Origin of the sequence: Litoribaculum gwangyangense (assembly GCF_039543505.1) — a bacterium.
Taxonomy (GTDB): Bacteria; Bacteroidota; Bacteroidia; order Flavobacteriales; family Flavobacteriaceae; genus Litoribaculum; species Litoribaculum gwangyangense.
In genome coordinates, this window is sequence record NZ_BAABJW010000001.1 from 1,179,052 (window position 1) to 1,202,088 (window position 23,037).

General features: G+C 34.6%; 34 protein-coding genes. 31 read left to right on the forward strand and 3 right to left on the reverse strand.

Going from position 1 to position 23,037, the window contains the following annotated elements; all coding sequences use genetic code 11:
• Nucleotides 1-14: 14 nt before the first annotated feature.
• The 3 genes from ABD963_RS05265 to ABD963_RS05275 all read right to left on the reverse strand — a co-directional run bounded on the left by ABD963_RS05265 (nt 15) and on the right by ABD963_RS05275 (nt 6,031).
• Entirely contained in the window at nt 15-1,445 is a 1,431-nt protein-coding gene (locus ABD963_RS05265; protein WP_345275892.1) for a RagB/SusD family nutrient uptake outer membrane protein, read from the reverse strand.
• Nucleotides 1,446-1,473: 28 nt separating this feature from the next.
• Nucleotides 1,474-4,284: a TonB-dependent receptor domain-containing protein gene (locus tag ABD963_RS05270; RefSeq protein WP_345275893.1), complete on the reverse strand. Its 2,811-nt coding sequence runs from the start codon at nt 4,282-4,284 to the stop codon at nt 1,474-1,476.
• A 118-nt stretch (nt 4,285-4,402) separates the two neighbouring features.
• Complete coding sequence (locus tag ABD963_RS05275; RefSeq protein ID WP_345275894.1) at nt 4,403-6,031, reverse strand: POTRA domain-containing protein; 1,629 nt, start codon at nt 6,029-6,031, stop codon at nt 4,403-4,405.
• Between the two features lie 247 nt (nt 6,032-6,278).
• Between ABD963_RS05275 and rpsL the strand changes: the two genes are divergently transcribed.
• The 31 genes from rpsL (at nt 6,279) to ABD963_RS05430 (ending at nt 23,003) form a co-directional block, all read left to right on the forward strand.
• Nucleotides 6,279-6,653 (forward strand): 30S ribosomal protein S12, encoded by a 375-nt coding sequence (rpsL, locus tag ABD963_RS05280; RefSeq protein ID WP_237231822.1) that lies wholly within the window; start codon nt 6,279-6,281, stop codon nt 6,651-6,653.
• 20 nt (nt 6,654-6,673) lie between these two features.
• The gene (gene rpsG, locus ABD963_RS05285) at nt 6,674-7,150 is read left to right on the forward strand and encodes a 30S ribosomal protein S7 (protein ID WP_345275895.1); all 477 of its coding nucleotides are present in this window, start codon (nt 6,674-6,676) and stop codon (nt 7,148-7,150) included.
• Nucleotides 7,151-7,156: 6 nt separating this feature from the next.
• Complete coding sequence (fusA, locus tag ABD963_RS05290) at nt 7,157-9,283, forward strand: elongation factor G (protein WP_345275896.1); 2,127 nt, start codon at nt 7,157-7,159, stop codon at nt 9,281-9,283.
• Between the two features lie 11 nt (nt 9,284-9,294).
• Nucleotides 9,295-9,600 (forward strand): 30S ribosomal protein S10, encoded by a 306-nt coding sequence (gene rpsJ, locus ABD963_RS05295; RefSeq protein ID WP_007650482.1) that lies wholly within the window; start codon nt 9,295-9,297, stop codon nt 9,598-9,600.
• A gap of 134 nt (nt 9,601-9,734) precedes the next feature.
• A complete protein-coding gene (gene rplC, locus ABD963_RS05300) occupies nt 9,735-10,352 on the forward strand; it encodes a 50S ribosomal protein L3 (RefSeq protein WP_345275897.1) in 618 nt (205 codons plus the stop codon).
• On the forward strand, nt 10,352-10,981 hold the full coding sequence (gene rplD / locus ABD963_RS05305; protein WP_345275898.1) for a 50S ribosomal protein L4: 630 nt from the start codon (nt 10,352-10,354) through the stop codon (nt 10,979-10,981). The genes rplC and rplD overlap by 1 nt, the downstream gene beginning before the upstream one ends.
• A 5-nt stretch (nt 10,982-10,986) precedes the next feature.
• Nucleotides 10,987-11,277, forward strand: a complete 291-nt coding sequence (gene rplW / locus ABD963_RS05310; protein ID WP_345275899.1) for a 50S ribosomal protein L23 — start codon at nt 10,987-10,989, stop codon at nt 11,275-11,277.
• Between the two features lie 10 nt (nt 11,278-11,287).
• Nucleotides 11,288-12,115 (forward strand): 50S ribosomal protein L2, encoded by an 828-nt coding sequence (gene rplB / locus ABD963_RS05315; RefSeq protein ID WP_345275900.1) that lies wholly within the window; start codon nt 11,288-11,290, stop codon nt 12,113-12,115.
• Between the two features lie 3 nt (nt 12,116-12,118).
• Entirely contained in the window at nt 12,119-12,397 is a 279-nt protein-coding gene (gene rpsS, locus ABD963_RS05320; RefSeq protein ID WP_027880209.1) for a 30S ribosomal protein S19, read from the forward strand.
• Nucleotides 12,398-12,403: 6 nt separating this feature from the next.
• Nucleotides 12,404-12,811: a 50S ribosomal protein L22 gene (gene rplV / locus ABD963_RS05325; protein ID WP_345275901.1), complete on the forward strand. Its 408-nt coding sequence runs from the start codon at nt 12,404-12,406 to the stop codon at nt 12,809-12,811.
• A 9-nt stretch (nt 12,812-12,820) separates the two neighbouring features.
• Nucleotides 12,821-13,543: a 30S ribosomal protein S3 gene (rpsC, locus tag ABD963_RS05330; protein ID WP_345275902.1), complete on the forward strand. Its 723-nt coding sequence runs from the start codon at nt 12,821-12,823 to the stop codon at nt 13,541-13,543.
• A 21-nt stretch (nt 13,544-13,564) separates the two neighbouring features.
• The gene (gene rplP, locus ABD963_RS05335) at nt 13,565-13,984 is read left to right on the forward strand and encodes a 50S ribosomal protein L16 (RefSeq protein ID WP_345275903.1); all 420 of its coding nucleotides are present in this window, start codon (nt 13,565-13,567) and stop codon (nt 13,982-13,984) included.
• 13 nt (nt 13,985-13,997) lie between these two features.
• Entirely contained in the window at nt 13,998-14,189 is a 192-nt protein-coding gene (gene rpmC / locus ABD963_RS05340) for a 50S ribosomal protein L29 (protein WP_345275904.1), read from the forward strand.
• Nucleotides 14,190-14,201: 12 nt separating this feature from the next.
• On the forward strand, nt 14,202-14,459 hold the full coding sequence (gene rpsQ, locus ABD963_RS05345) for a 30S ribosomal protein S17 (protein WP_072399584.1): 258 nt from the start codon (nt 14,202-14,204) through the stop codon (nt 14,457-14,459).
• 2 nt (nt 14,460-14,461) lie between these two features.
• Complete coding sequence (gene rplN / locus ABD963_RS05350; protein WP_237231812.1) at nt 14,462-14,830, forward strand: 50S ribosomal protein L14; 369 nt, start codon at nt 14,462-14,464, stop codon at nt 14,828-14,830.
• Nucleotides 14,831-14,843: 13 nt separating this feature from the next.
• A complete protein-coding gene (rplX, locus tag ABD963_RS05355) occupies nt 14,844-15,155 on the forward strand; it encodes a 50S ribosomal protein L24 (RefSeq protein WP_345275905.1) in 312 nt (103 codons plus the stop codon).
• 2 nt (nt 15,156-15,157) lie between these two features.
• On the forward strand, nt 15,158-15,709 hold the full coding sequence (gene rplE, locus ABD963_RS05360) for a 50S ribosomal protein L5 (RefSeq protein ID WP_345275906.1): 552 nt from the start codon (nt 15,158-15,160) through the stop codon (nt 15,707-15,709).
• A 3-nt stretch (nt 15,710-15,712) separates the two neighbouring features.
• Nucleotides 15,713-15,982: a 30S ribosomal protein S14 gene (gene rpsN / locus ABD963_RS05365; protein WP_345275907.1), complete on the forward strand. Its 270-nt coding sequence runs from the start codon at nt 15,713-15,715 to the stop codon at nt 15,980-15,982.
• Between the two features lie 68 nt (nt 15,983-16,050).
• The gene (gene rpsH / locus ABD963_RS05370) at nt 16,051-16,449 is read left to right on the forward strand and encodes a 30S ribosomal protein S8 (RefSeq protein WP_345275908.1); all 399 of its coding nucleotides are present in this window, start codon (nt 16,051-16,053) and stop codon (nt 16,447-16,449) included.
• Between the two features lie 18 nt (nt 16,450-16,467).
• The gene (rplF, locus tag ABD963_RS05375) at nt 16,468-17,010 is read left to right on the forward strand and encodes a 50S ribosomal protein L6 (protein WP_345275909.1); all 543 of its coding nucleotides are present in this window, start codon (nt 16,468-16,470) and stop codon (nt 17,008-17,010) included.
• 10 nt (nt 17,011-17,020) lie between these two features.
• Nucleotides 17,021-17,377: a 50S ribosomal protein L18 gene (rplR, locus tag ABD963_RS05380; protein ID WP_345275910.1), complete on the forward strand. Its 357-nt coding sequence runs from the start codon at nt 17,021-17,023 to the stop codon at nt 17,375-17,377.
• Nucleotides 17,378-17,384: 7 nt separating this feature from the next.
• Nucleotides 17,385-17,909 carry a 30S ribosomal protein S5 gene (rpsE, locus tag ABD963_RS05385; RefSeq protein WP_345275911.1) on the forward strand — a complete coding sequence of 175 codons (525 nt, stop codon included), beginning with the start codon at nt 17,385-17,387 and terminating at the stop codon, nt 17,907-17,909.
• 11 nt (nt 17,910-17,920) lie between these two features.
• Nucleotides 17,921-18,100 carry a 50S ribosomal protein L30 gene (gene rpmD, locus ABD963_RS05390; RefSeq protein ID WP_345275912.1) on the forward strand — a complete coding sequence of 60 codons (180 nt, stop codon included), beginning with the start codon at nt 17,921-17,923 and terminating at the stop codon, nt 18,098-18,100.
• Nucleotides 18,101-18,116: 16 nt separating this feature from the next.
• On the forward strand, nt 18,117-18,569 hold the full coding sequence (gene rplO, locus ABD963_RS05395) for a 50S ribosomal protein L15 (RefSeq protein WP_345275913.1): 453 nt from the start codon (nt 18,117-18,119) through the stop codon (nt 18,567-18,569).
• A gap of 15 nt (nt 18,570-18,584) precedes the next feature.
• Complete coding sequence (gene secY, locus ABD963_RS05400) at nt 18,585-19,931, forward strand: preprotein translocase subunit SecY (protein WP_345275914.1); 1,347 nt, start codon at nt 18,585-18,587, stop codon at nt 19,929-19,931.
• Between the two features lie 10 nt (nt 19,932-19,941).
• On the forward strand, nt 19,942-20,157 hold the full coding sequence (gene infA, locus ABD963_RS05405; RefSeq protein ID WP_028289261.1) for a translation initiation factor IF-1: 216 nt from the start codon (nt 19,942-19,944) through the stop codon (nt 20,155-20,157).
• 4 nt (nt 20,158-20,161) lie between these two features.
• Nucleotides 20,162-20,278, forward strand: a complete 117-nt coding sequence (ykgO, locus tag ABD963_RS05410) for a type B 50S ribosomal protein L36 (RefSeq protein ID WP_013305171.1) — start codon at nt 20,162-20,164, stop codon at nt 20,276-20,278.
• 2 nt (nt 20,279-20,280) lie between these two features.
• A complete protein-coding gene (gene rpsM, locus ABD963_RS05415) occupies nt 20,281-20,655 on the forward strand; it encodes a 30S ribosomal protein S13 (protein WP_345275915.1) in 375 nt (124 codons plus the stop codon).
• A gap of 105 nt (nt 20,656-20,760) precedes the next feature.
• Entirely contained in the window at nt 20,761-21,153 is a 393-nt protein-coding gene (gene rpsK / locus ABD963_RS05420) for a 30S ribosomal protein S11 (RefSeq protein WP_345275916.1), read from the forward strand.
• A gap of 156 nt (nt 21,154-21,309) precedes the next feature.
• The gene (gene rpsD, locus ABD963_RS05425; protein ID WP_345275917.1) at nt 21,310-21,915 is read left to right on the forward strand and encodes a 30S ribosomal protein S4; all 606 of its coding nucleotides are present in this window, start codon (nt 21,310-21,312) and stop codon (nt 21,913-21,915) included.
• 95 nt (nt 21,916-22,010) lie between these two features.
• Nucleotides 22,011-23,003 (forward strand): DNA-directed RNA polymerase subunit alpha, encoded by a 993-nt coding sequence (locus ABD963_RS05430; protein WP_345275918.1) that lies wholly within the window; start codon nt 22,011-22,013, stop codon nt 23,001-23,003.
• Nucleotides 23,004-23,037: the final 34 nt, after the last annotated feature.

Here is a 23,037-nt window from a genome sequence, read left to right on the forward strand (position 1 = left end):
TTATACTTACTTTTTTAGTGAAAAGGTAGAACAGCACTAGACGTTTTATTGGCAACTAAAATTTGATTTAAATCAATAGTTGTCGTAGCAACATTAGAACTGAAAGTAAAACTATCCAAATTTGCTTTCACAGAATCAATAAAAGATGGGATTACCGGAGTAGTTCCCGGATCTCCATCGGAGATATTTGTGTTCTGTAAAAATTCATTTTGGTGAATAACTAATTTTACACCCATGTCAACCATTCTAATTCCTTCGGCAATAAAGATTTCTTGTCTTGTTCTGTATAGTAATTCAAGAGCACTGTCATTATTAGTAATAGCATCAATTTCTGCTTGTGTAAGTGAGGTGCCAGAAACTGAAGGTACCATTATATCACCAGATTGTCTATCTAAAACTAAACCTGATCTTCCATTAACAACAACAGATGTCGTTCTTGGTCTAGCAGGAAAATTAGCAGCATTTGCTGATGCATCTGGTCTACCTTCAATAGAGTCATCAATTTCTCTAACTTCTCTTGTAGCGACAACTGCAAGCATATCTTCTAAGTTAGTTTGTGCCCCCGCGGCATTGCTATTAGCTAAGTTCGCCTCCGCTAATATTAAATATGCTTCTTCAGCTTTTAAATAATGAACAGGTGCATCTTCGGCCGCACTTACAAATGAATACTTAGGATCTAAGAAATCTAAAGTAGGAAGTGGTTGAAGGTCATCAAAAGTTGCTCTTTCATACAAAGCGTCTTCGAATTGGTTATCTGGATTGTTTTGTTCATCAAATTGAGCAGATCGTAAAAAATCAGGATCCAATCCAATAGCAGCACTAGCTGCAGATGAAGCTTCAGTTACATTACCAAGATAGTAATAAGCTCTTGCTTTTGCCAAATGATACTCAGGTTTCGCATTGAGTCCTATAGCGGTGTCGAATGATGCTATCGCAGAGTTATAATTTTCTGTAGAAGAAAATGTAACACCACCTGGTTCTATTGGCACATGAGAAAAATACATGGCTGAATAAAGATACGCTAGACCTTCAAAAAAGTTATATTCAGCTTCAATTTCAGCGTTGTATTCAACGTCACCTGGTCCTACAGTGGTTAAACCGAATCGAGCCATTTCACGTAATCTTGCTATGTCAAAATAAGTGTCTTCCATATCAGGATCGTCGTTCCTTATTTCCAATTTATCCATAAATTGGTTGAAGAATGTTTGTGTATTCACATAATTATCCGAACCTAATTCAGCGAGCATTAAAAACTCATCTATGGCATTTGCCAATTGTCTTTCTAAACCTAGTAGCCAAATATTTGATGAGTTAGGTTGACCTACAACAGTGCCTACAGATAAATTTGGATTTTCTACTGCGGTAAAATCTGTTGCGTCCTTTAAATTATCCGTACAATTAACCAAAAGGATTAATGTTAGGATGTAAGTTGATATTTTTTTCATTTTATAGTCTTTAATATTTTATAATCTGTTAGAATCTAAACTTTAGTGATGTCATAAATATTCTTGGAGCAGATTCTGTTCCGTAAGTAAATCCTCCACTAGAAAATGCATTTTGAGTTCCAATACCAGAACCAGTTGTTTCAGGATCGAAACCACTTGCTGTCCAGTTAAAAGGATTGGTAACCGTAAACCCTAAAACAACATCATCAAATAATTTTAGTTTATCACCAAATGAGTAAGAGGCTCCTAGATTTCTCACTTTAACAAAGTCGTTATCAAATACGAAATAATTTACGTAGTTAAACGGACTTGTAGTTCCTACTAAATCATCTGGAATGCCTGAATTATCGGCACCTCTAAGGTGTCTTAGTAAGAAGCTTAATTCAACAATTTGTCCACCAAATTGATAATCTCCAGTCATAAAAACATTAAGATTTTTCCAAGTATAGTTAAGACCGAATGAACCAAAATTTGGAGCGAAAGTCTGTCCTAAAGAAGAATTTGGGGTTCTTGTATAAGTACCATCTCCGTTTGGAGTAGAGCGTGTTCCTCTAAGATATCCTAAAGGCTGTCCTTCTTCAACCCAAGATCCAATTACTGTAAAACCACCTACGTTAAACTCAGGAGCGCCTCCAGTATCGGTTACAATATTTTCGTTTTTGTTGTATGAAAAATTAAAACTTAAATTGTGGTTTTCAGATCGTAAAATATCTGCATTTAATGCAAATTCCCAACCTTTATTTTCAATTTCTCCAATATTCTGCACTTGGTCTAATTGACCAGATGACGGAAGGGCTGGAGGTGTAAATAAAGCATCTTCAGTTGTTGCTTGATAGTATGTTGCGCTTAAGTTTAATCTGTTGTTCAGAAATCCTAGTTCAATACCACCTTCGTAAGTTACAACAGTTTCTGAAATTAATTCAGGGTTACCAGGGTTATTAAACGTAAATGATGGGTTTCCTAAAAACGGATTTAAAGCAAAAGTTCTTTGCTCAGAGAATGCTTGTGCAAAATTGGTTGCCTCACCATAGTTTGCTCTTAATTTAATTTTTGAAACAATATTTCTTAAACCAGAATCATAGTAGAAATCGTGATCAGAAATGTTATAAGTAGCTCCTATCTTAGGTAAGAACAAAGCACTTGTGTTTTCACCAGCTTGTGTGTTGGTATCTAAACGACCACCAAACTCTAAGAAAGCTACGTCATAAATACCAATATTTTCTAAGAAATAAAGACCATAGTTGGCGTTTTCTAAGATAAAGTCATCGGCCGTTTGAGTTGGGAAGAAACCTAAGTCTGTAGTTCCATCAACACCACCAGAACCTGATGCTTGATACTGTCTATCTGTGCTTCTAAAAAATTGCCCACCAACAATAGTTACAAAATCAAAATTGTCTATGTTTCCTTTGTGAGTAAAGTTTAAGTCACCCGTTACTGTGTAAGCATTTCTGATAAGTCTATTTACAATTGCCTGGTCAGTTGTACCTGGGTTTATTGATCCTAGTGCAACCTGTAGGGCGTTACTTTGAACTTCTTCTTGAACAAAGTTTCTAAAGTCTATACCAATGGTTGCATTTGCTTGGATATTATCATTAATATCATAAATGAACTTATTTGAATTGGTAAAACGGTTTACTTTATTTGTAATATCAACATTATCTCCAATGGCATTAGATCTGTCTAATTCAGCTTGCCACTCCGCATCTGTTAGAGCATCTAAATTTCCACGGCCAGCACCTTCAAAAGCTGAAAATCTACCAAAACTTGTATTGGCGTTGTAATCAAGGTTAGATTCAACTCCAACATATGAGAAAGAACCTTGATATTTTAATTTATCAGAAACTTGAGCACCTAAACCAAAAGATAAATTTCTTCTTATCTGTTCATTCAATTTATTAAAAGAATCATCAGCGTAAAGGCTTCCAGAAAAATTATAAGTCACTTTTTCATTACCACCATTTATTCCTATTTTGTATTCTTGAGAAATACCTGGTTTAAAAAGCGCTTCTGCGGTTCTATCATACTTTAAAAAGTCTTCAGTGGCTTTTATAACACCAAGTCTAGATTCAAAAGTAAATCTTGCTTTACCCTGAGTTCCTTTTTTAGTTATAATTTGAATTACACCATTAGCTGCATCCGCTCCGTAAAGTGTAGTTGCAGCACCACCTTTGATGTATTCTATTCTCTCAATAGATTCTACTGGAATATCACCTAAGGCAGAAATATCGGCACCACCTGTATCAGTACCTAGTGAAGGGTTTGAATTTAGATTATCAACCCTTACGCCATCTACAATCAATACTGGTGTAGCTGATGTATTAGCTGAAATAGCACCTCTTGTTCTTATGATCGCTGCTGTACCAGGTTGACCAGAACTTAATCTAATTTGTGCACTTGGAGTGGTTGATTGTAAGAGTTGATCAATTTGATTTGAGGGAAGTTTATCAATATCCTCAGCATTAAGTGCATCAACTGTAGTAGATAATTTTCTTTTAGCTATACCTGAACCCTGCCCAGTTATAATTATCTCTTCAAGCGATTCTGCATCTTCACTTAATGTTACATTAATTGTGTTTGATGCGCCAACTTGAACTTCTTTAGTAGAATATCCAACAAAACTAAAAACCAAAGTTGATCCTTGGCTAGCTTGTATAGAATATTTACCATCGAAATCTGAAGAAGTACCAGATGTAGTACCTTTAACCAAGACAGTTGCTCCAGGAAGAGGTAAACCAGAATTATCTGATACTACACCTGAAATTGTCTTCTCTTGCGCAAACGTAAGTTGCACGACAAACGCTAACAATAGCGTTAGAATTCCACTAAACTTTGTTTTCATTATCATTTTATTTGAATTAGTCGGCGCCAAAAATCTTAATAAAAAGTTAAAAAAACAATTAATATTGATAAAAATTTAAGTTAAAAGGATAAAAAATATGAAATCACCAATTTACAACCTAGAAATTCGTCGTTAAGCTGAGGTGTATTTTAGAATTTGAAAATTTAAATTTTGAATTCTCATTCTTTCCATTAGCATAATTAAACTTGAAAAGCCCAGATTTTGTCAAAACACCAAATCCAAAACCGTAACTAAATAGTTTTTCCTTGATATCTGCGATTTTATTTTCAAAATAAGCTGCATCGATTATGGAGTTCACATAAATGTAATTATTGAGTTGATATCTGTATTCTGTATTGATTAATCCATATAAATTTGAAAAAAGACTATTTTCCTCAAATCCTCTAATGGAATTAATTCCTCCAAATCTCATAAGTTCGTTTTCCAAAAAAGTATTCGAAACCAGACTAGAAGCATTTAGCCGAATGTATATACTGTTTCTTGTATTTAAACTAAAGATATTAAAGGCATCCATGGAATATTGTGACTGATTTTCTTTGGTGTTAGAGCTTTTTCTGTTTCCAAAACCAGTTTCAAAGTAAAATTTTGACTTTATAGGGAAAAGTAAATTATTTGGTTGAAGTTTTAAGAATTGATACCCTATGGTTAAATATTGTGTTTTGTAATCATTTATTGGTGCCGAGAAATTTTCCTTTAATAGACTATTTGATTCGGTTGCGATGATACCTCCGTAAAGTTTGTGTTTAGCATTTATTTGGTAATGTATTTTTGCAGATTGATTAGTTGTGGTAAATGATGAATCTCTTTTAAAAATGCGCAAAAGCAAATCGATACCAACGGGAGATTTAAATAGATAAGGTAGGGAAATATCCGTCTCAAATGTTTTTTGATCATTTTCGTCACTTTTGTATAATAGCCTGAAAGACTCTCCAAAGTTTAGGTTGTTAGTTAAGTTCAAATTCAAATAACCATCAAACTCCAATTTATTGGTTTCTTCGTTAGTTCCAAAGCCTAAAAACCCATCAAAAGTATTACTTTGGGTTTTTTCTAGATATAGATATAACGTAGTTGAATCTTTTGAAAACAATACTTCGGGAGATTTTAGTTCACTAGCAAAATTCAAATTATTGAGTTGTTCCGTTTTATTTCGAATTTTATTCAAATCAAAAATTTGAGATGGTTTAATTTTTAAATAATGCTTTACATAGGATTGAGGAAACTTTTCATAGCCCTTGATAACGATGTCATTTATTGATCGCTTTTCTTCAAAAGATTCAACTAATAATTCGGCCACTAGAATTTTGTCGCTTCCTTTAAAACTGATGTTTGACAATTTTAACTTTGAGAAAGGGTAACCTTTTTCCGAAATTTTGGAATTGATGTAATTTAAAGTACTTTCAACCTCTGTGAATTTTATTTCAAAATAATTATCAAAAACACGCCCAGAAACATGTTTTAAAATAGAGGCATCTACATCCTTTTTTTTGTAGTAAATATATATGGTTTTAAATTTCTGTTTTAAAAGGATTTGTGAATAAAAGGAACTATCATTAATTTTCTTAATCTCTTTACGTTCATTTTCAATATATCCTAATTTGTAAAGCGTATTTTGGACCGAATCGACTTCAGTTTTTAGTGACTTTAAATCATTATGAATTTTAGTATAGTTTAACGAGTCAATAGTTTGGTTTTCAAGTTCGTTGCCACCATCAATTTTTAAAACCAAATTTTGGCAACAAACTTTCTTGGAAAAAAGTATACATATTATAAGGACTAGAAATGAAGTTTTTCGCACGTTAAAATCACCTATATTTTGATGTAAATCTAACGGAAAAAGAATAGGAATAATATGAAGGATGAAATATTTTTAAAATTCTATTGAAAATTAATGAATTAGGGTTTGAATAATTCATTTTAATTTCTACCTTTGCAGCCCTCTTAAAAGAGGATTTTAAAAATTATATATAATATATATGCCAACAATTTCACAATTAGTAAGAATAGGAAGAGCCAAAATAACCAAGAAGAGTAAATCGGCTGCTTTAGATTCTTGTCCGCAAAGACGTGGTGTGTGTACTCGTGTTTATACAACAACACCTAAAAAACCTAACTCAGCAATGCGTAAGGTAGCAAGGGTTCGTTTAACAAATGGAAACGAGGTTAACGCATACATTGGCGGTGAAGGACATAATCTACAAGAGCACTCGATAGTATTGGTTAGAGGTGGAAGGGTAAAAGATTTGCCAGGAGTTAGATACCACATCGTTCGTGGAGCTTTAGACACAGCAGGTGTTGCAGGTAGAACACAACGTAGATCTAAGTATGGTGCAAAACGCCCTAAAAAGTAATTAAACTTTAAGAAGAAGACATGAGAAAAAGAGCAGCAAAAAAGAGACCGCTTTTACCAGATCCACGTTTTAACGATCAGTTAGTAACTCGTTTCGTTAATATGATGATGTGGGATGGAAAAAAATCGGTAGCTTTTAAAGTATTCTACGATGCTATTGATATTGTAGACTCAAAAAAAACTGATGAAGAAAAATCAGCTTTAGAAATTTGGAAAGATGCTTTATCAAACGTTATGCCTCACGTAGAAGTACGTAGTCGTCGTGTTGGGGGTGCTACATTCCAAATTCCAATGCAAATTCGTCCAGACCGTAAAGTTTCTACAGCTATGAAATGGTTAATAAGCTATTCACGTAAAAGAAACGAAAAATCTATGGCACTACGTCTGGCTTCCGAAATTTTAGCAGCAGCTAAAGAAGAAGGAGCAGCGGTTAAGAAAAGAGTTGATACTCACAAAATGGCAGAAGCAAACAAAGCATTCTCTCACTTTAGATTTTAATAAGACATGGCAAGAGATTTAAGATTAACTAGAAATATAGGTATCGCTGCGCATATTGATGCCGGAAAAACGACTACCACTGAGCGTATTCTGTATTACACAGGAGTTTCACACAAAATTGGTGAAGTACATGATGGTGCTGCAACAATGGACTGGATGGAACAAGAGCAGGAAAGAGGTATTACGATTACATCTGCTGCTACAACTTGTGAGTGGGTATTCCCAAGAGAAAACGGTGAACCTACTGAAGATGCTCAGTCTTATCATTTTAATATTATTGATACTCCAGGTCACGTTGATTTTACAGTGGAAGTAAATCGTTCTTTACGTGTATTGGATGGTTTAGTGTTTCTATTTAGTGCAGTTGATGGTGTCGAGCCTCAATCTGAAACTAACTGGAGATTAGCTGATAACTATAAAGTTCCAAGAATAGGTTTCGTTAACAAAATGGACCGTCAAGGAGCTAACTTTATGGAAGTGTGTCAGCAAGTAAAGGATATGTTAAAATCTAATGCAGTGCCAATCGTTTTAAATATTGGTGATGAAATAGATTTTAAAGGTATAGTTGATTTAGTAAAAAACAGAGCAATCGTTTGGCATGATGAAACTCAAGGGGCAACTTTTGATGTGATTGAAATTCCTGACGAATTAAAAGCGGAAGCTAAAAAATATAGAGCGTTGCTTATTGAAGAAGTAGCAACTTACGATGAGAACTTATTAGAAAAATTCATGGAAGATGAAGATTCTATCACTGAAGAGGAAGTGCATGCTGCACTTCGTGCTGCGGTAATGGATATGGCTATTATTCCTATGATTTGTGGTTCTTCATTTAAAAACAAAGGTGTGCAGTTTTTATTAGATGCTGTATGTCGTTATTTGCCTTCTCCATTAGATAGAGACAATATAAAAGGTATAAACCCTGAAACTGAAAAAGAGGAAACTCGTAAGCCTAGTGTAGATGCACCTTTTTCAGCTTTAGCATTTAAAATTGCTACGGATCCTTTCGTTGGTCGTTTAGCATTTTTTAGAGCGTATTCAGGTCGTTTAGATGCGGGTTCTTATATCTTGAACAACCGTTCAGGTAAAAAAGAGCGTATCTCTCGTATCTACCAAATGCACTCTAATAAACAAAATGCTATCGATTTTATCGAAGCAGGAGATATTGGAGCGGCAGTAGGATTTAAAGATATCAAGACTGGAGATACGATGACTGATGAAAAACATCCGATTGTTTTAGAATCCATGAATTTCCCTGATCCAGTAATTGGTATCGCGGTAGAGCCTAAAACAAAAGCAGATGTTGATAAATTAGGTATGGCTTTATCAAAATTGGCTGAGGAAGATCCTACGTTCACCGTTAGAACTGACGAAGCTTCAGGACAGACTATCATTTCTGGAATGGGTGAGCTTCACTTAGATATTATTGTAGACCGTTTACGTCGTGAGTTTAAAGTTGAGGTAAACCAAGGTCAACCACAAGTGGAGTATAAAGAAGCAATTACACAAAAAGCGCAACATAGAGAGGTTTATAAGAAACAATCAGGTGGACGTGGTAAATTTGCTGATATTGTATTTACATTAGAGCCTGCTGAAGAAGGTAAAACTGGTTTAGAATTTGTTTCTGAAATCAAAGGTGGTAACGTTCCAAAAGAATTCATCCCCTCTATTGAAAAAGGATTCAAAATGGCTATGCAAAATGGTCCTTTAGCTGGTTATGAAGTAGATGCTATGAAAGTAACCTTATTGGATGGTTCTTATCATGATGTGGATTCTGATCAATTATCTTTCGAATTGGCTGCAAAGATTGGATTTAAAAATTCTGCAAAAGCTGCCAAAGCTGTTATCATGGAACCAATCATGAAACTTGAGGTAATTACTCCTGAAGAAAACATGGGTGATATCGTAGGTGATTTGAATAGAAGAAGAGGACAGGTAAGTGATATGGGTGATAGAGCTGGTGCAAAAACTGTTAAAGCCACCGTGCCATTATCTGAAATGTTTGGTTATGTAACCACATTGAGAACATTATCATCAGGTCGTGCAACCTCAACAATGGAATTTTCACATTATGCTGAAACACCTTCAAATATATCTGAAGAAGTAATTAAGGCAGCAAAAGGTGTTGAAGCTTAAAATTTAAGAAAATGAGTCAGAAAATCAGAATAAAATTAAAATCTTACGATCACAATTTGGTAGACAAATCTGCTGATAAGATTGTAAAAACAGTAAAAAGCACTGGAGCTGTTGTAACTGGACCAATTCCATTACCAACTCACAAGAAAATTTTCACTGTACTACGTTCTCCACACGTAAACAAGAAATCAAGAGAACAATTTCAATTAAGCTCTTACAAGCGTTTATTGGATATTTACTCATCGTCATCAAAAACCATTGATGCGTTAATGAAGCTTGAATTACCAAGTGGTGTTGAAGTAGAGATTAAAGTATAATTGCATTTCGGTTTTATACCGAATAACATGTCCCACCGATGCGGTCGCGGGAAAAACGGAAAAATACATTTCAGGGACGAAACGTATTTTGTCCCTGAAATTTTTTAAATAAGTAATAAATTAAATAAATAATTATGTCTGGGTTAATTGGAAAAAAAATCGGTATGACCAGCATCTTCGATGACAATGGAAAGAATATTCCTTGTACTGTAATTGAAGCTGGACCATGTATCGTTACCCAAGTCAGAACTAAGGAAGTTGATGGCTATGAAGCTGTTCAACTTGGTTTCGATGACGCGACAGAAAAAAGCGCTACTAAGGCAGACCAAGGTCATGCTAAAAAAGCGGGTACTTCTGTAAAACGTAAAATCGTCGAATTCAAAGGTTTTGAGGAGGAGTACAAATTAGGTGATGCCATCACTGTAGAACATTTTGTTGAAGGCGAATTTGTTGACATTTCTGGAACTTCAAAAGGAAAAGGTTTCCAAGGCGTTGTAAAACGTCACGGATTTGGTGGTGTAGGTCAAGCTACTCACGGTCAACATAACCGTTTAAGAGCACCAGGTTCTATTGGAGCTGCTTCATATCCTGCAAGAGTTTTTAAAGGAATGAAAATGGCTGGAAGAACAGGTGGAGATTCAGTTAAAGTTGAAAATTTAAGAGTTTTAAAAGTAGTTCCAGAAAAGAATTTACTTGTTGTGAAAGGTTGTGTGCCAGGTCACAAAAATTCTTATGTAATTATTAGAAAATAATGAAAGTAGCAGTTTTAGATATAAACGGAAAAGATACAGGTAGAAAGGCAGACCTTTCTAAAGATGTATTTGCTATTGAGCCTAATAATCACGCAGTATATTTGGATGTTAAACAATACTTAGCAAACCAACGTCAAGGTACTCACAAATCGAAAGAAAGAGCTGAGATATCAGGAAGTACTCGTAAGATTAAAAAGCAAAAAGGAACTGGTACTGCCAGAGCAGGAAGTATTAAGTCTGGTGTTTTTAAAGGTGGTGGACGCATGTTTGGTCCTAGACCAAGAAATTACAGTTTCAAACTTAATAAAAACGTGAAGCGTTTGGCGCGTAAATCGGCTTTAAGTATTAAAGCAGGTGAGCAGTCTATAACAGTTTTAGAAGACTTTAATTTTGATACTGTAAAGACTAAGAATTTTACAGCAGTTTTAAAGGCTTTAAATCTTGAAAACAAAAAATCTTTGTTTGTGTTGGGAGCGTCAAATAATAATGTATATTTGTCATCGCGCAATTTGAAAGGCTCTGAAGTTATAACTTCTTCAGAATTAAGCACTTACAAAATATTAAATGCAAATCAAGTAGTGCTTTTGGAAGGTGCTTTAGAAGGAATTGAAACAAATTTAAGTAAATAGAAACCATGAGTATCTTAATTAAACCTATAATCACAGAAAAAGCGACAGCTGATAGCGAGTTAAGAAACTGCTACACTTTCGCGGTGAATACAAAGGCGAACAAGGTAGAAATCAAAAAAGCGGTTGAGGCTGCTTATGGTGTTTCTGTTGAAAAAGTTCGTACTATAAATGTCCGTCCAGATAGAAGAACCCGTTACACAAAAACAGGTATTCAACATGGTAAAACAAATGCTGTTAAAAAAGCAATTGTACAACTGGCGGAAGGTGAAATGATTGATTTATACAGTAACATGTAATTAAAGACTAATGTCAGTAAGAAAATTAAAACCAATCACACCAGGACAGCGATTTAGAGTAGTAAATGGATTTGACGCCATTACTACTGATAAGCCGGAGAAAAGTTTATTAGCTCCGAATAAAAAGTCTGGTGGTAGAAACAGTCAAGGAAAAATGACCATGCGCTACATAGGTGGAGGTCATAAAAAGAAGTATCGTGTCATCGATTTCAAACGAAACAAAACTGGTATTCCAGCTGAAGTTAAGTCTATTGAATACGATCCAAACAGAACCGCTTTTATCGCATTATTGAACTATCAAGATGGTGAAAAAAGATATATCATTGCTCAAAATGGTTTGCAAGTTGGGCAAAACGTGGTATCAGGTAAAGAAGGTGTGGCTCCTGAAATTGGAAATGCTATGCCTTTAAGCGAAATTCCATTAGGAACTATTATTTCTTGTGTTGAATTACGTCCAGGACAAGGTGCTGTTATGGCACGTAGTGCTGGTGCTTTTGCTCAGTTAATGGCAAGAGATGGTAAATTCGCTACTATTAAATTACCATCAGGTGAAACCAGATTGGTTTTAGTTACTTGTATGGCTACTATTGGAGTGGTGTCTAACTCAGACCATCAGTTATTAGTATCTGGAAAAGCAGGTAGAACAAGATGGTTAGGAAGAAGACCTCGTACAAGACCAGTGGTAATGAACCCAGTAGATCACCCAATGGGTGGTGGTGAAGGTAGAGCTTCAGGTGGACACCCACGTTCTAGAAAAGGTATTCCAGCTAAAGGTTACAGAACCCGTTCTAAAAAGAATGCAAGTAATAAATATATTGTAGAACGTAGAAAGAAATAAGACATGGCAAGATCATTAAAAAAAGGACCTTACGTTCATTATAAATTAGAGAAAAAAGTAGCTGCAAACGTAGAAGCTAACAAAAAAACCGTAATCAAAACTTGGTCTAGAGCTAGTATGATTACTCCAGATTTTGTAGGACAAACAATAGCAGTACATAATGGCCGTCAATTTGTTCCAGTATATGTTACTGAAAACATGGTAGGTCATAAATTAGGAGAATTTTCACCAACACGTTCATTCCGTGGGCATGCAGGTGCTAAAAATAAAGGTAAAAAGTAGTAAGCTATGGGAAGTCGTAAAAAACAAATGGCAGACGCTATTAAGGAAGGAAAGAAACAAGTTGCTTTTGCCAAACTTAATAATTGTCCTACATCACCAAGAAAAATGCGTTTAGTAGCCGATTTAGTAAGAGGTGAAAAAGTAGAACATGCACTTAATATATTAAAATTCAACCAAAAAGAAGCATCTGGTAAATTAGAGAAATTGTTATTGTCTGCAATTGCAAACTGGCAATCTAAAAATGAAGATGCTAATATTGAAGAGGCTGAATTGGTAGTTAAGGAGATTAGAGTTGATGGCGGATCTATGTTAAAAAGATTGCGTCCAGCACCTCAAGGTCGTGCACACAGAATAAGAAAACGTTCTAACCACGTTACATTAGTAGTTGGAGCTAACAATAACACACAAAGCTAAGATAGAAGTATGGGACAAAAAACAAATCCAATCGGAAATCGCTTAGGTATTATCAGAGGATGGGAATCTAACTGGTACGGAGGAGATGATTATGGTGATAAGCTTGCTGAAGACGATAAAATTAGAAAATACGTTCATGTACGTTTATCTAAAGCTAGTGTAAGTAGAGTAATTATTGAGCGTACACTTAAACTTGTAACCGTTACTATCACTACTGCTAGACCTGGTATCATTATCGGAAAAGGTGGTCAAGAGGTAGACAAGTTGAAAGAAGAACTTAAAAAGATTACTGGTAAAGAAGTTCAGATTAACATCTTTGAAATTAAAAGACCTGAACTTGATGCATTTTTAGTAGCATCTAGTATTGCCCGTCAAATAGAAAATAGAATTTCGTATCGTCGTGCAATCAAAATGGCTATTGCTGCTACAATGCGTATGAACGCTGAAGGAATAAAAATTCAAATTAGTGGTCGTTTAAATGGTGCTGAAATGGCCCGTAGCGAGCATTACAAAGAAGGACGTATTCCTTTATCAACCTTTAGAGCCGATATAGACTATGCTTTAGTTGAGGCACACACTACTTATGGTAGATTGGGTGTTAAAGTATGGATTATGAAAGGTGAAGTATATGGTAAAAGAGAGCTTTCTCCGCTTGTTGGTTTATCTAAGAAGCAAGGAAAAGGTGGAGCAGGAGCAGGACGTGGAACAAAAGCACCTCGTCGTAGAAAGTAATTTTTTATAAAGTAAAGAAAAATGTTACAGCCTAAAAGAACAAAATTTCGTAAGCAGCAAAAGGGACGTATGAAGGGGATCTCTCAAAGAGGTCACCAACTTTCTAACGGTACTTTTGGAATAAAAGCATTAGACTCAAATTTTTTAACATCGCGTCAAATTGAAGCAGCACGTATTGCCGCTACACGTTACATGAAAAGAGAAGGGCAACTTTGGATTAAAATATTTCCAGATAAGCCTATTACCAAAAAACCTCTTGAAGTACGTATGGGTAAAGGAAAAGGTGCTGTTGAATATTGGGTAGCCGTTGTAAAACCAGGTAGAGTTTTATTTGAAATAGGTGGTGTGCCATTAGACGTAGCTAAAGAAGCATTGCGTTTAGCAGCACAAAAGTTACCTGTAAAAACTAAGTTTTTAATCGCTAGAGATTACGAAGCATAATTTATTTGATATTATGAAACAATCAGAAATTAAAGAATTATCTGTAGCTGAGTTACAAGAGAAGCTTGGTGAAACAAAAAAGAGTTATTCAGACCTAAAATTGGCTCATGCAATATCTCCTTTAGAAAATCCAATTCAACTGCGTGCTATGAGAAGAACGGTAGCTAGAATTGCGACTGAATTAACTAAAAGAGAATTACAATAATTCTGCTGAAAGATGGAAACAAGAAATTTAAGAAAAGAACGTATAGGAGTTGTTACAAGTAACAAAATGCAGAAATCAATAGTGGTTGCTGAAGTTAAAAAAGTAAAACACCCTATGTATGGAAAGTTCGTGTTAAAAACTAAAAAATATGTTGCACACGACGAAACAAACGATTGTAACATTGGTGATACTGTAAAGATCATGGAAACAAGACCTTTAAGTAAATCTAAATGTTGGAGATTAGTTGAAATCATAGAAAGAGCTAAATAATTATGTTACAGCAAGAATCAAGATTAAAAGTAGCAGATAACACTGGAGCAAAGGAAGTTTTAACTATCCGTGTTCTAGGAGGTACTAAAAGAAGATATGCTTCAGTAGGAGACAAAATTGTTGTTTCAGTTAAAGACGCAACTCCTAATGGAAACATTAAAAAAGGTGCTGTTTCAACTGCAGTTGTTGTTCGTACAACTAAGGAAGTAAGAAGGCCAGATGGATCTTATATAAGATTTGATGATAATGCTTGTGTACTTTTAAATCCTCAAGGAGAAATGAGAGGAACACGTGTATTTGGTCCTGTTGCTAGAGAACTTCGTGATAAACAATTCATGAAGATTGTATCATTAGCACCAGAGGTGCTTTAATACATTATTTAAGATGACAAAGCTTAAAATAAAAACTGGAGATACCGTAAAAGTAATTGCTGGAGACCATAAAGGTTCAGAAGGTAAGGTACAAAAGGTATTAATAGACAAGAACAAAGCCATTGTAGAAGGCGTAAACTTGGTAAAGAAACACACAAAACCAAGTGCACAAAACCCTCAAGGTGGTATCGTAGAGAAAGAAGCGGCTATTCATATTTCCAATTTATCATTGTTAACCTCAAAAGGGGAAACAACTAGAATTGGTTATAGAATGGAGGGCGATAAAAAAGTAAGATTCTCAAAAAAATCTAACGAAGTAATATAGTTATGGCATATTCACCTAGACTTAAAGAAGAGTACAAAAGCAGAGTAATTGCAGCTCTTACAGACGAATTTGGATATAAAAATGTAATGCAAGTTCCTAAACTTAAAAAGATAGTAATATCTAAAGGTGTTGGAGCCGCCGTTGCAGACAAAAAGTTAATTGACTACGCAGTAGAGGAATTAACTATGATATCTGGTCAAAAAGCCGTAGCTACTATTTCTAAAAAAGACGTGGCGTCTTTCAAATTACGTAAAGGCATGCCAATTGGCGCTAAAGTGACTTTACGTGGCGAAAGAATGTATGAGTTTTTAGATAGATTGGTTACTTCAGCCTTACCACGAGTAAGAGATTTTAACGGAATTAAAGCTACAGGTTTTGACGGACGTGGTAACTACAATTTAGGAGTTACTGAACAAATTATTTTCCCAGAAATAAACATTGATAAGGTAAATAAAATTTCTGGTATGGACATCACATTTGTAACATCTGCAGATACTGATAAAGAAGCAAAATCATTATTAACTGAATTAGGGTTACCTTTTAAAAAGAATTAAGATATGGCTAAAGAATCAATGAAAGCCCGTGAGGTAAAAAGAGCTAAAACAGTAGCTAAGTATGCTGAAAAACGTAAAGCTTTAAAGGAAGCTGGCGATTATGAAGCATTACAAAAGTTACCCAAAAATGCCTCCCCAATTCGTGTGCATAATAGATGTAAATTAACAGGAAGACCTAGAGGGTATATGAGAACTTTTGGTATATCTCGTGTAACTTTTAGAGAAATGGCCAACCAAGGTTTAATTCCTGGAGTAAGAAAAGCTAGTTGGTAATATTATTTTAATAATCAGATTTAAGGTTCGAAATAGTTCGAAAACCAAAATCACAAAATCAATTCATTATGTATTCAGATCCAATTGCGGATTATTTAACAAGAATTAGAAACGCAGTACGTGCCAACCACAGAGTGGTGGAGATACCAGCATCTAATTTGAAAAAGGACATCACTAAAATATTATTCGAACAAGGATATATTTTAAGTTACAAATTTGATGATTCTACTGTACAAGGAACAATTAAGATTGCTCTTAAGTACAACAAAGAAACTAAAGAACCAGTAATTAAAAAACTTCAAAGAATCAGTAAACCAGGTTTACGTAAGTATGCCGGTGCTGATGAATTACCTAGAATTCTTAATGGTCTTGGTATTGCTATTGTTTCAACTTCTCATGGGGTTATGACAGGTAAACAAGCCAAAAGAGATAATGTAGGAGGTGAAGTTTTATGTTATGTGTACTAATTTAAAAACCAGAAAGAAATGTCAAGAATAGGAAATAATCCAGTAGCCATTCCAGAAGGTGTAACAGTAGACGTTAAAGATGGCGTAGTAACTGTAAAAGGAAAATTAGGAGAGTTAACACAAAATTACGATTCTGTTGAGATAAAAGTTGAAGATGGTAACGTTTGGGTTACACGTTCTTCAGACACTAAAGATCAAAAAGCTAAGCATGGTTTATATAGATCTTTAATGAACAATATGATTGCAGGTGTATCTAAAGGGTGGACAAAACAATTAGAATTGGTTGGTGTAGGTTACAGAGCTTCTAACCAAGGACAAAAATTAGATTTAGCCTTAGGATTTTCTCATAATATTATATTAGATGTGGCTCCAGAAGTAACTGTAGAGACAGTATCTGAAAAAGGAAAAAATCCAATTGTAAAATTAACATCATTCGATAAACAACTTGTTGGTCAAGTAGCAGCAAAAATCCGAGGTTTTAGAAAACCAGAACCTTACAAAGGAAAAGGAATCAAGTTTGTTGGTGAAGTAATAAGAAGAAAAGCAGGTAAATCAGCTTAATAATTAAGTTATGGCATTGACAAAGAACGAAAGAAGACTAAGAATAAAAAACAGAATCCGTAAGGTTGTTTCTGGTACAGAAGCAAGACCTAGATTAGCTGTTTACAGAAGTAATAAAGAAATTTATGCTCAAATAGTTGATGATGTAACTGGTGTCACTATCAGTGCAGCGTCTTCAAGAGATAAAGACATTAATTCAGCGAAAGCAACTAAGTCTGAAGTTGCTAAGTTAGTAGGTAAAGTACTTGCTGAGAAAGCTTTAAAAGCTGGTGTAGAAACTATCGCTTTTGATAGAGGAGGTTACTTATACCATGGTAGAGTTAAATCATTAGCTGAAGGAGCTAGAGAAGGCGGACTTAAATTCTAAAAATATTATGTTTCAAAAATATAAAAGTGCAGAGTTAGTAAAACCAGGTGGATTAGATCTTAAAGATCGTTTGGTTGGTGTTCAAAGAGTTACTAAGGTAACTAAAGGTGGTAGAGCATTTGGTTTTTCAGCAATTGTAGTAGTTGGTGATGAGGCAGGTGTTGTAGGACAAGGTTTAGGAAAATCTAAAGACGTTGCTAGTGCTATTGCAAAAGCTGTTGAAGACGCTAAGAAAAACCTAGTTCGTATTCCTCTTAAAGGAAAAACTTTACCACACGAACAAAAAGGTAAATATGGTGGAGCCAGAGTAAATATTATTCCTGCAGCAGAAGGTACAGGTGTAATTGCTGGTGGTGCTGTAAGAACAGTATTAGAGGCAGTAGGTGTACATGATGTATTATCTAAATCTCAAGGATCATCAAATCCTCATAATGTAGTAAAAGCAACGTTTGATGCTTTATTGCAATTAAGAGATGCCAAAACCATTGCTAAAGATAGAGGTATTTCACTTGAACAGGTTTTTAACGCTTAATATAGACAGGAATGGCAAAGATTAAAGTAACAAAAGTTAAAAGCGCTATCAATCGTACGCAAAGACAAAAAAGAACTTTAGAAGCTCTAGGTCTTAAAAGGATTGGTCAAGTAAAAGAGCACGAGGCTACACCAAATATTCTTGGTATGGTTGCTAAAGTTTCACATTTAGTTTCTGTTGAGGAAGCTTAAAAATATAAACTGAAAAATGGATTTAAGTAATTTAAAACCTGCAGAAGGTTCAGTAAAAAACCAAGGAAAAAGAATAGGTAGAGGACAAGGTTCTGGAAAAGGTGGTACTGCTACACGTGGTCACAAAGGAGCTAAATCACGTTCTGGTTATTCTAAAAAGGTAGGATTCGAAGGTGGACAAATGCCTCTTCAAAGACGTGTTCCCAAATTTGGTTTTACAAACGTTAACCGTGTGGAGTATCAAGGTATCAATTTAGATACATTACAACAATTGGTTGACGATAAGAAAATAAAAGATACAGTAGATTTTGAAACCTTGTTCACAAATCGTTTAGCTGGAAAAAATGACCTAGTTAAAATTTTGGGACGCGGTGAATTAAAAGCAAAATTAAAAGTATCTGCTCATAAGTTTACTGCTTCAGCAAAAGCTGCTATTGAAGCTGCTGGAGGAGAAGCTGTAACTTTATAAGACTTTATTTTAAGTATGAAATTTATAGAATCAATAAAGAATGTTTGGAAAATAGAAGAACTAAGAAACAGAATCATAGTAACTTTGAGTCTGTTATTAGTTTATCGTTTTGGTGCTCAAGTAGTGTTACCGGGTATTGATGCGGCCCAATTAGGAGGTTTAGCAGACAGTACAGATGGAGGTATATTAGGTTTACTTAATGCCTTTACTGGTGGAGCTTTTGCAAATGCTTCGGTATTTGCTTTGGGTATCATGCCATACATTTCAGCTTCTATTGTAGTTCAATTAATGGGCATAGCTATTCCATATTTGCAAAAATTGCAAAAAGAAGGTGCTAGTGGGCAAAAGAAAATCAATCAAATAACTCGTTGGTTAACCATAGCAATTTGTTTGTTACAAGCTCCTGGATATTTAGCTAGTTTACCAGCTTTAGGAATTCCACAAAGTGCCTTTTTATTGGGAACAGGACCCTTATTCTATTTCTCATCAGTAACCATATTAGTAACTGGTTGTATTTTCGCGATGTGGTTAGGGGAAAAAATTACTGATAAAGGCATAGGTAACGGTATTTCATTGTTAATTATGGTTGGTATTATAGCAACCTTACCTCAGTCTTTTTTGCAAAATGCTGCGACTAGATTGGAAGGCAACAACGTGATGTTAATCCTTTTCGAATTGGTGATTTGGTTTGTAATAATACTCGCTTCAATTATGTTGGTGATGGGTGTTAGGAAAATTGCTGTGCAATACGCAAGAAGAACAGCTTCGGGTGGATACGAAAAAAGCGCGATGGCGGGCTCAAGGCAATATATACCACTAAAATTAAATGCCTCTGGTGTAATGCCAATCATATTTGCACAAGCTATTATGTTTGTACCAAGTTTAATTGGGGGTTCTTCATTTTTAAAAGAAACGAGTGTAGGTGCTTGGATGCAAACTAACTATTCAGATATGTTTGGGTTTTGGTATAATTTAACATTTGCACTTTTAATTATAGTATTCACATACTTTTACACTGCGATTACTGTACCAACAAATAAAATGGCTGACGATTTAAAGCGAAGTGGCGGTTTTATTCCTGGTATTCGACCAGGCTCTGAAACTTCCGAATATTTAGATAAAATAATGTCTCAAATAACCTTACCAGGGTCTATATTTTTAGCACTTATAGCTGTGTTCCCAGCATTTATAGTTAAACTTATGGGCGTTCAACAAGGATGGGCTTTATTTTTCGGAGGAACCTCACTATTAATTATGGTTGGAGTTGCTATTGATACTATGCAGCAAATAAATTCGTATTTGTTGAACAGACACTATGATGGTTTGATGAAGACTGGTAAAAATAGAAAAGCAGTAGCTTAAAATTTATACTATGGCAAAACAAGCAGCAATAGAACAAGACGGAACAATAATAGAAGCATTATCTAATGCCATGTTTCGTGTAGAATTAGAAAACGGTCACATTGTGACAGCACATATTTCTGGTAAAATGCGTATGCATTATATAAAATTATTACCGGGTGATAAAGTGAAATTAGAAATGAGTCCTTACGATTTATCTAAGGCTCGCATAACTTATAGATACTAATACGATGAAAGTAAGAGCTTCAGTTAAAAAAAGAAGTGCAGATTGTAAAATCGTGCGTAGAAAAGGTAGACTTTACGTGATAAACAAAAAGAATCCTAGATTTAAACAAAGACAAGGGTAATTATGGCAAGAATTGCAGGTGTAGACATACCAAAAAACAAAAGAGGAGTAATCTCTCTAACCTATATCTATGGAATAGGTAAAAGTAGAGCTAAAGAGATTTTAGCATCAGCTAAAGTAGATGAAAGTACAAAAGTTCAAGATTGGACAGATGACGAAATCAGTAACATTCGTGAGGCTGTAGGATCTTTTACAATCGAAGGTGAATTACGTTCTGAAACGCAATTAAACATTAAGCGATTAATGGATATTGGATGTTACAGAGGTATTCGTCATAGATCTGGACTTCCTTTAAGAGGACAGCGTACTAAAAACAACTCTAGAACCAGAAAAGGTAGAAGAAAAACGGTTGCTAACAAGAAAAAAGCAACTAAATAATTAATTAGTCTTTAGTAATTAGACGTTGGAAGGAATCTGTTTGAGATTATAAAAGGTTTAGGATTCTAGCGACTATCAACTAACAACTGAAAACTATATAATAATATGGCAAAAACAAATACAAAGAGTACTAAAAAACGTAAAGTTATTGTAGACTCTGTAGGAGAAGCGCATGTAAATGCTTCTTTTAACAACATCATTATTTCACTTACCAATAAAAAAGGAGATGTCATTTCATGGTCTTCGGCTGGTAAAATGGGATTTAGAGGTTCTAAGAAAAATACCCCTTATGCTGCACAATTAGCTGCTGAAGATGCTTCTGCAGTTGCCTTGGAAGCTGGCTTAAAAAAGGTAAAAGTGTATGTTAAAGGACCAGGAAATGGTAGAGAATCTGCTATTCGTTCTATACATAATGCGGGTATTGAGGTGACTGAAATCATTGATGTGACTCCATTACCTCACAATGGATGTCGTCCTCCAAAACGAAGAAGAGTATAATCATTTTGGAATGACGGTTTACGGTTTTAGAAATTTAAACGTGAACTAGCAATAAAAAATTATAAATTAATTAACAAGTATCAACAAGAGATCAACGATTATCGAAGGATAAGATTAAGACCTTAATTCATAATCACTCTTAAAAACAAATTTAAAATGGCAAGATATACTGGTCCTAAAACTAAAATAGCCCGAAAATTCGGTGAAGCTATTTTTGGAGATGATAAATCTTTTGAAAAAAGAAATTATCCTCCAGGTCAACACGGAAACGCTAGACGTCGTGGAAAAAAATCGGAATATGCAATTCAATTACAAGAAAAGCAAAAAGCAAAATATACTTACGGTATATTAGAGCGTCAATTCAGAAACTTATTTAAAAGTGCAAGAGCTGCTCAAGGTATTACAGGTGAAGTTTTATTACAACTTTGCGAGTCTAGATTAGATAATGTAGTCTTTAGAATGGGTATCGCTCCTACAAGAAGTGCGGCTAGACAATTGGTTTCTCACAGACATATTACTGTTAATGGAGAATTAGTTAATATTCCATCTTACTCTTTAAAAGCTGGTGATGTAGTTGCAGTAAGAGAAAAATCAAAATCACTGGAGGCTATTGATAGATCGCTTTCAAATTCAAGTCATGTTTATGAGTGGATTACTTGGAATGATGATACAAAACAAGGAACGTATGTTTCTGTTCCTGCAAGAATTCAAATTCCAGAAAACATAAACGAGCAATTCATCGTCGAATTATATTCTAAATAATAAATTATTAATATTGGAATTTGGCCAAAGGGTTTATAAGTACTTCTTCAAACTTTTAAACCGCGCAACCAAATAACAATTAAAAAGAAGAAAAAATGGCAGTATTTAATTTTCAAAAGCCTGATAAAGTAATCATGATTGATTCTACTGATTTCGAAGGGAAATTCGAATTCAGACCTTTAGAACCTGGTTACGGATTAACAGTAGGTAATGCGTTAAGAAGAGTTTTATTATCTTCTCTAGAAGGTTTTGCAATCACATCAGTTAGAATAGAGGGTGTTGATCATGAGTTTTCAGCAATTGCTGGTGTAGTGGAAGATGTTACAGAAATCATCTTAAATTTAAAGCAAGTACGTTTTAAAAGACAAATTGAAGATATTGATAACGAATCAATTTCTATTTCAATTTCTGGTCAAGAACGCATTACAGCCGGAGATTTTCAAAAATTTATTTCAGGATTTCAAGTATTAAATACAGAATTGGTAATCTGTAATTTAGATCCTAAAGTTAATTTAAACATGGAAATTACCATTGAAAAAGGTAGAGGATATGTTCCTGCAGAAGAAAATAAAAAACCTGCTGCTCCAATAGGCACTATTTTTACTGATTCAATTTATACTCCTATAAAAAATGTTAAGTATAGTATTGAAAACTATCGTGTAGAGCAAAAAACTGACTATGAAAAATTAGTTTTTGAAATCATCACAGATGGGTCGATTACTCCACAAGATGCGTTAACAGAAGCTGCTAAAACGTTAATTCACCACTTCATGTTATTCTCTGATGAGCGTATCACTTTAGAAGCTGATGAAATAGCGCAAACTGAGACTTATGATGAAGAGTCACTTCACATGAGACAGTTGCTAAAAACTAAATTAATTGATATGGACTTATCCGTTCGTGCTCTTAATTGTTTAAAAGCTGCAGAAGTTGATACTTTAGGAGACTTAGTATCATTCAATAAAAATGATTTAATGAAATTCAGAAACTTTGGTAAAAAATCATTAACAGAGCTTGAAGAGCTTGTAAATGTTAAAGGTTTGAACTTTGGTATGGATTTAAGTAAATACAAATTAGATAAAGATTAATTAATCATATTTTGCTCCTCGTTATTCGAGTTTG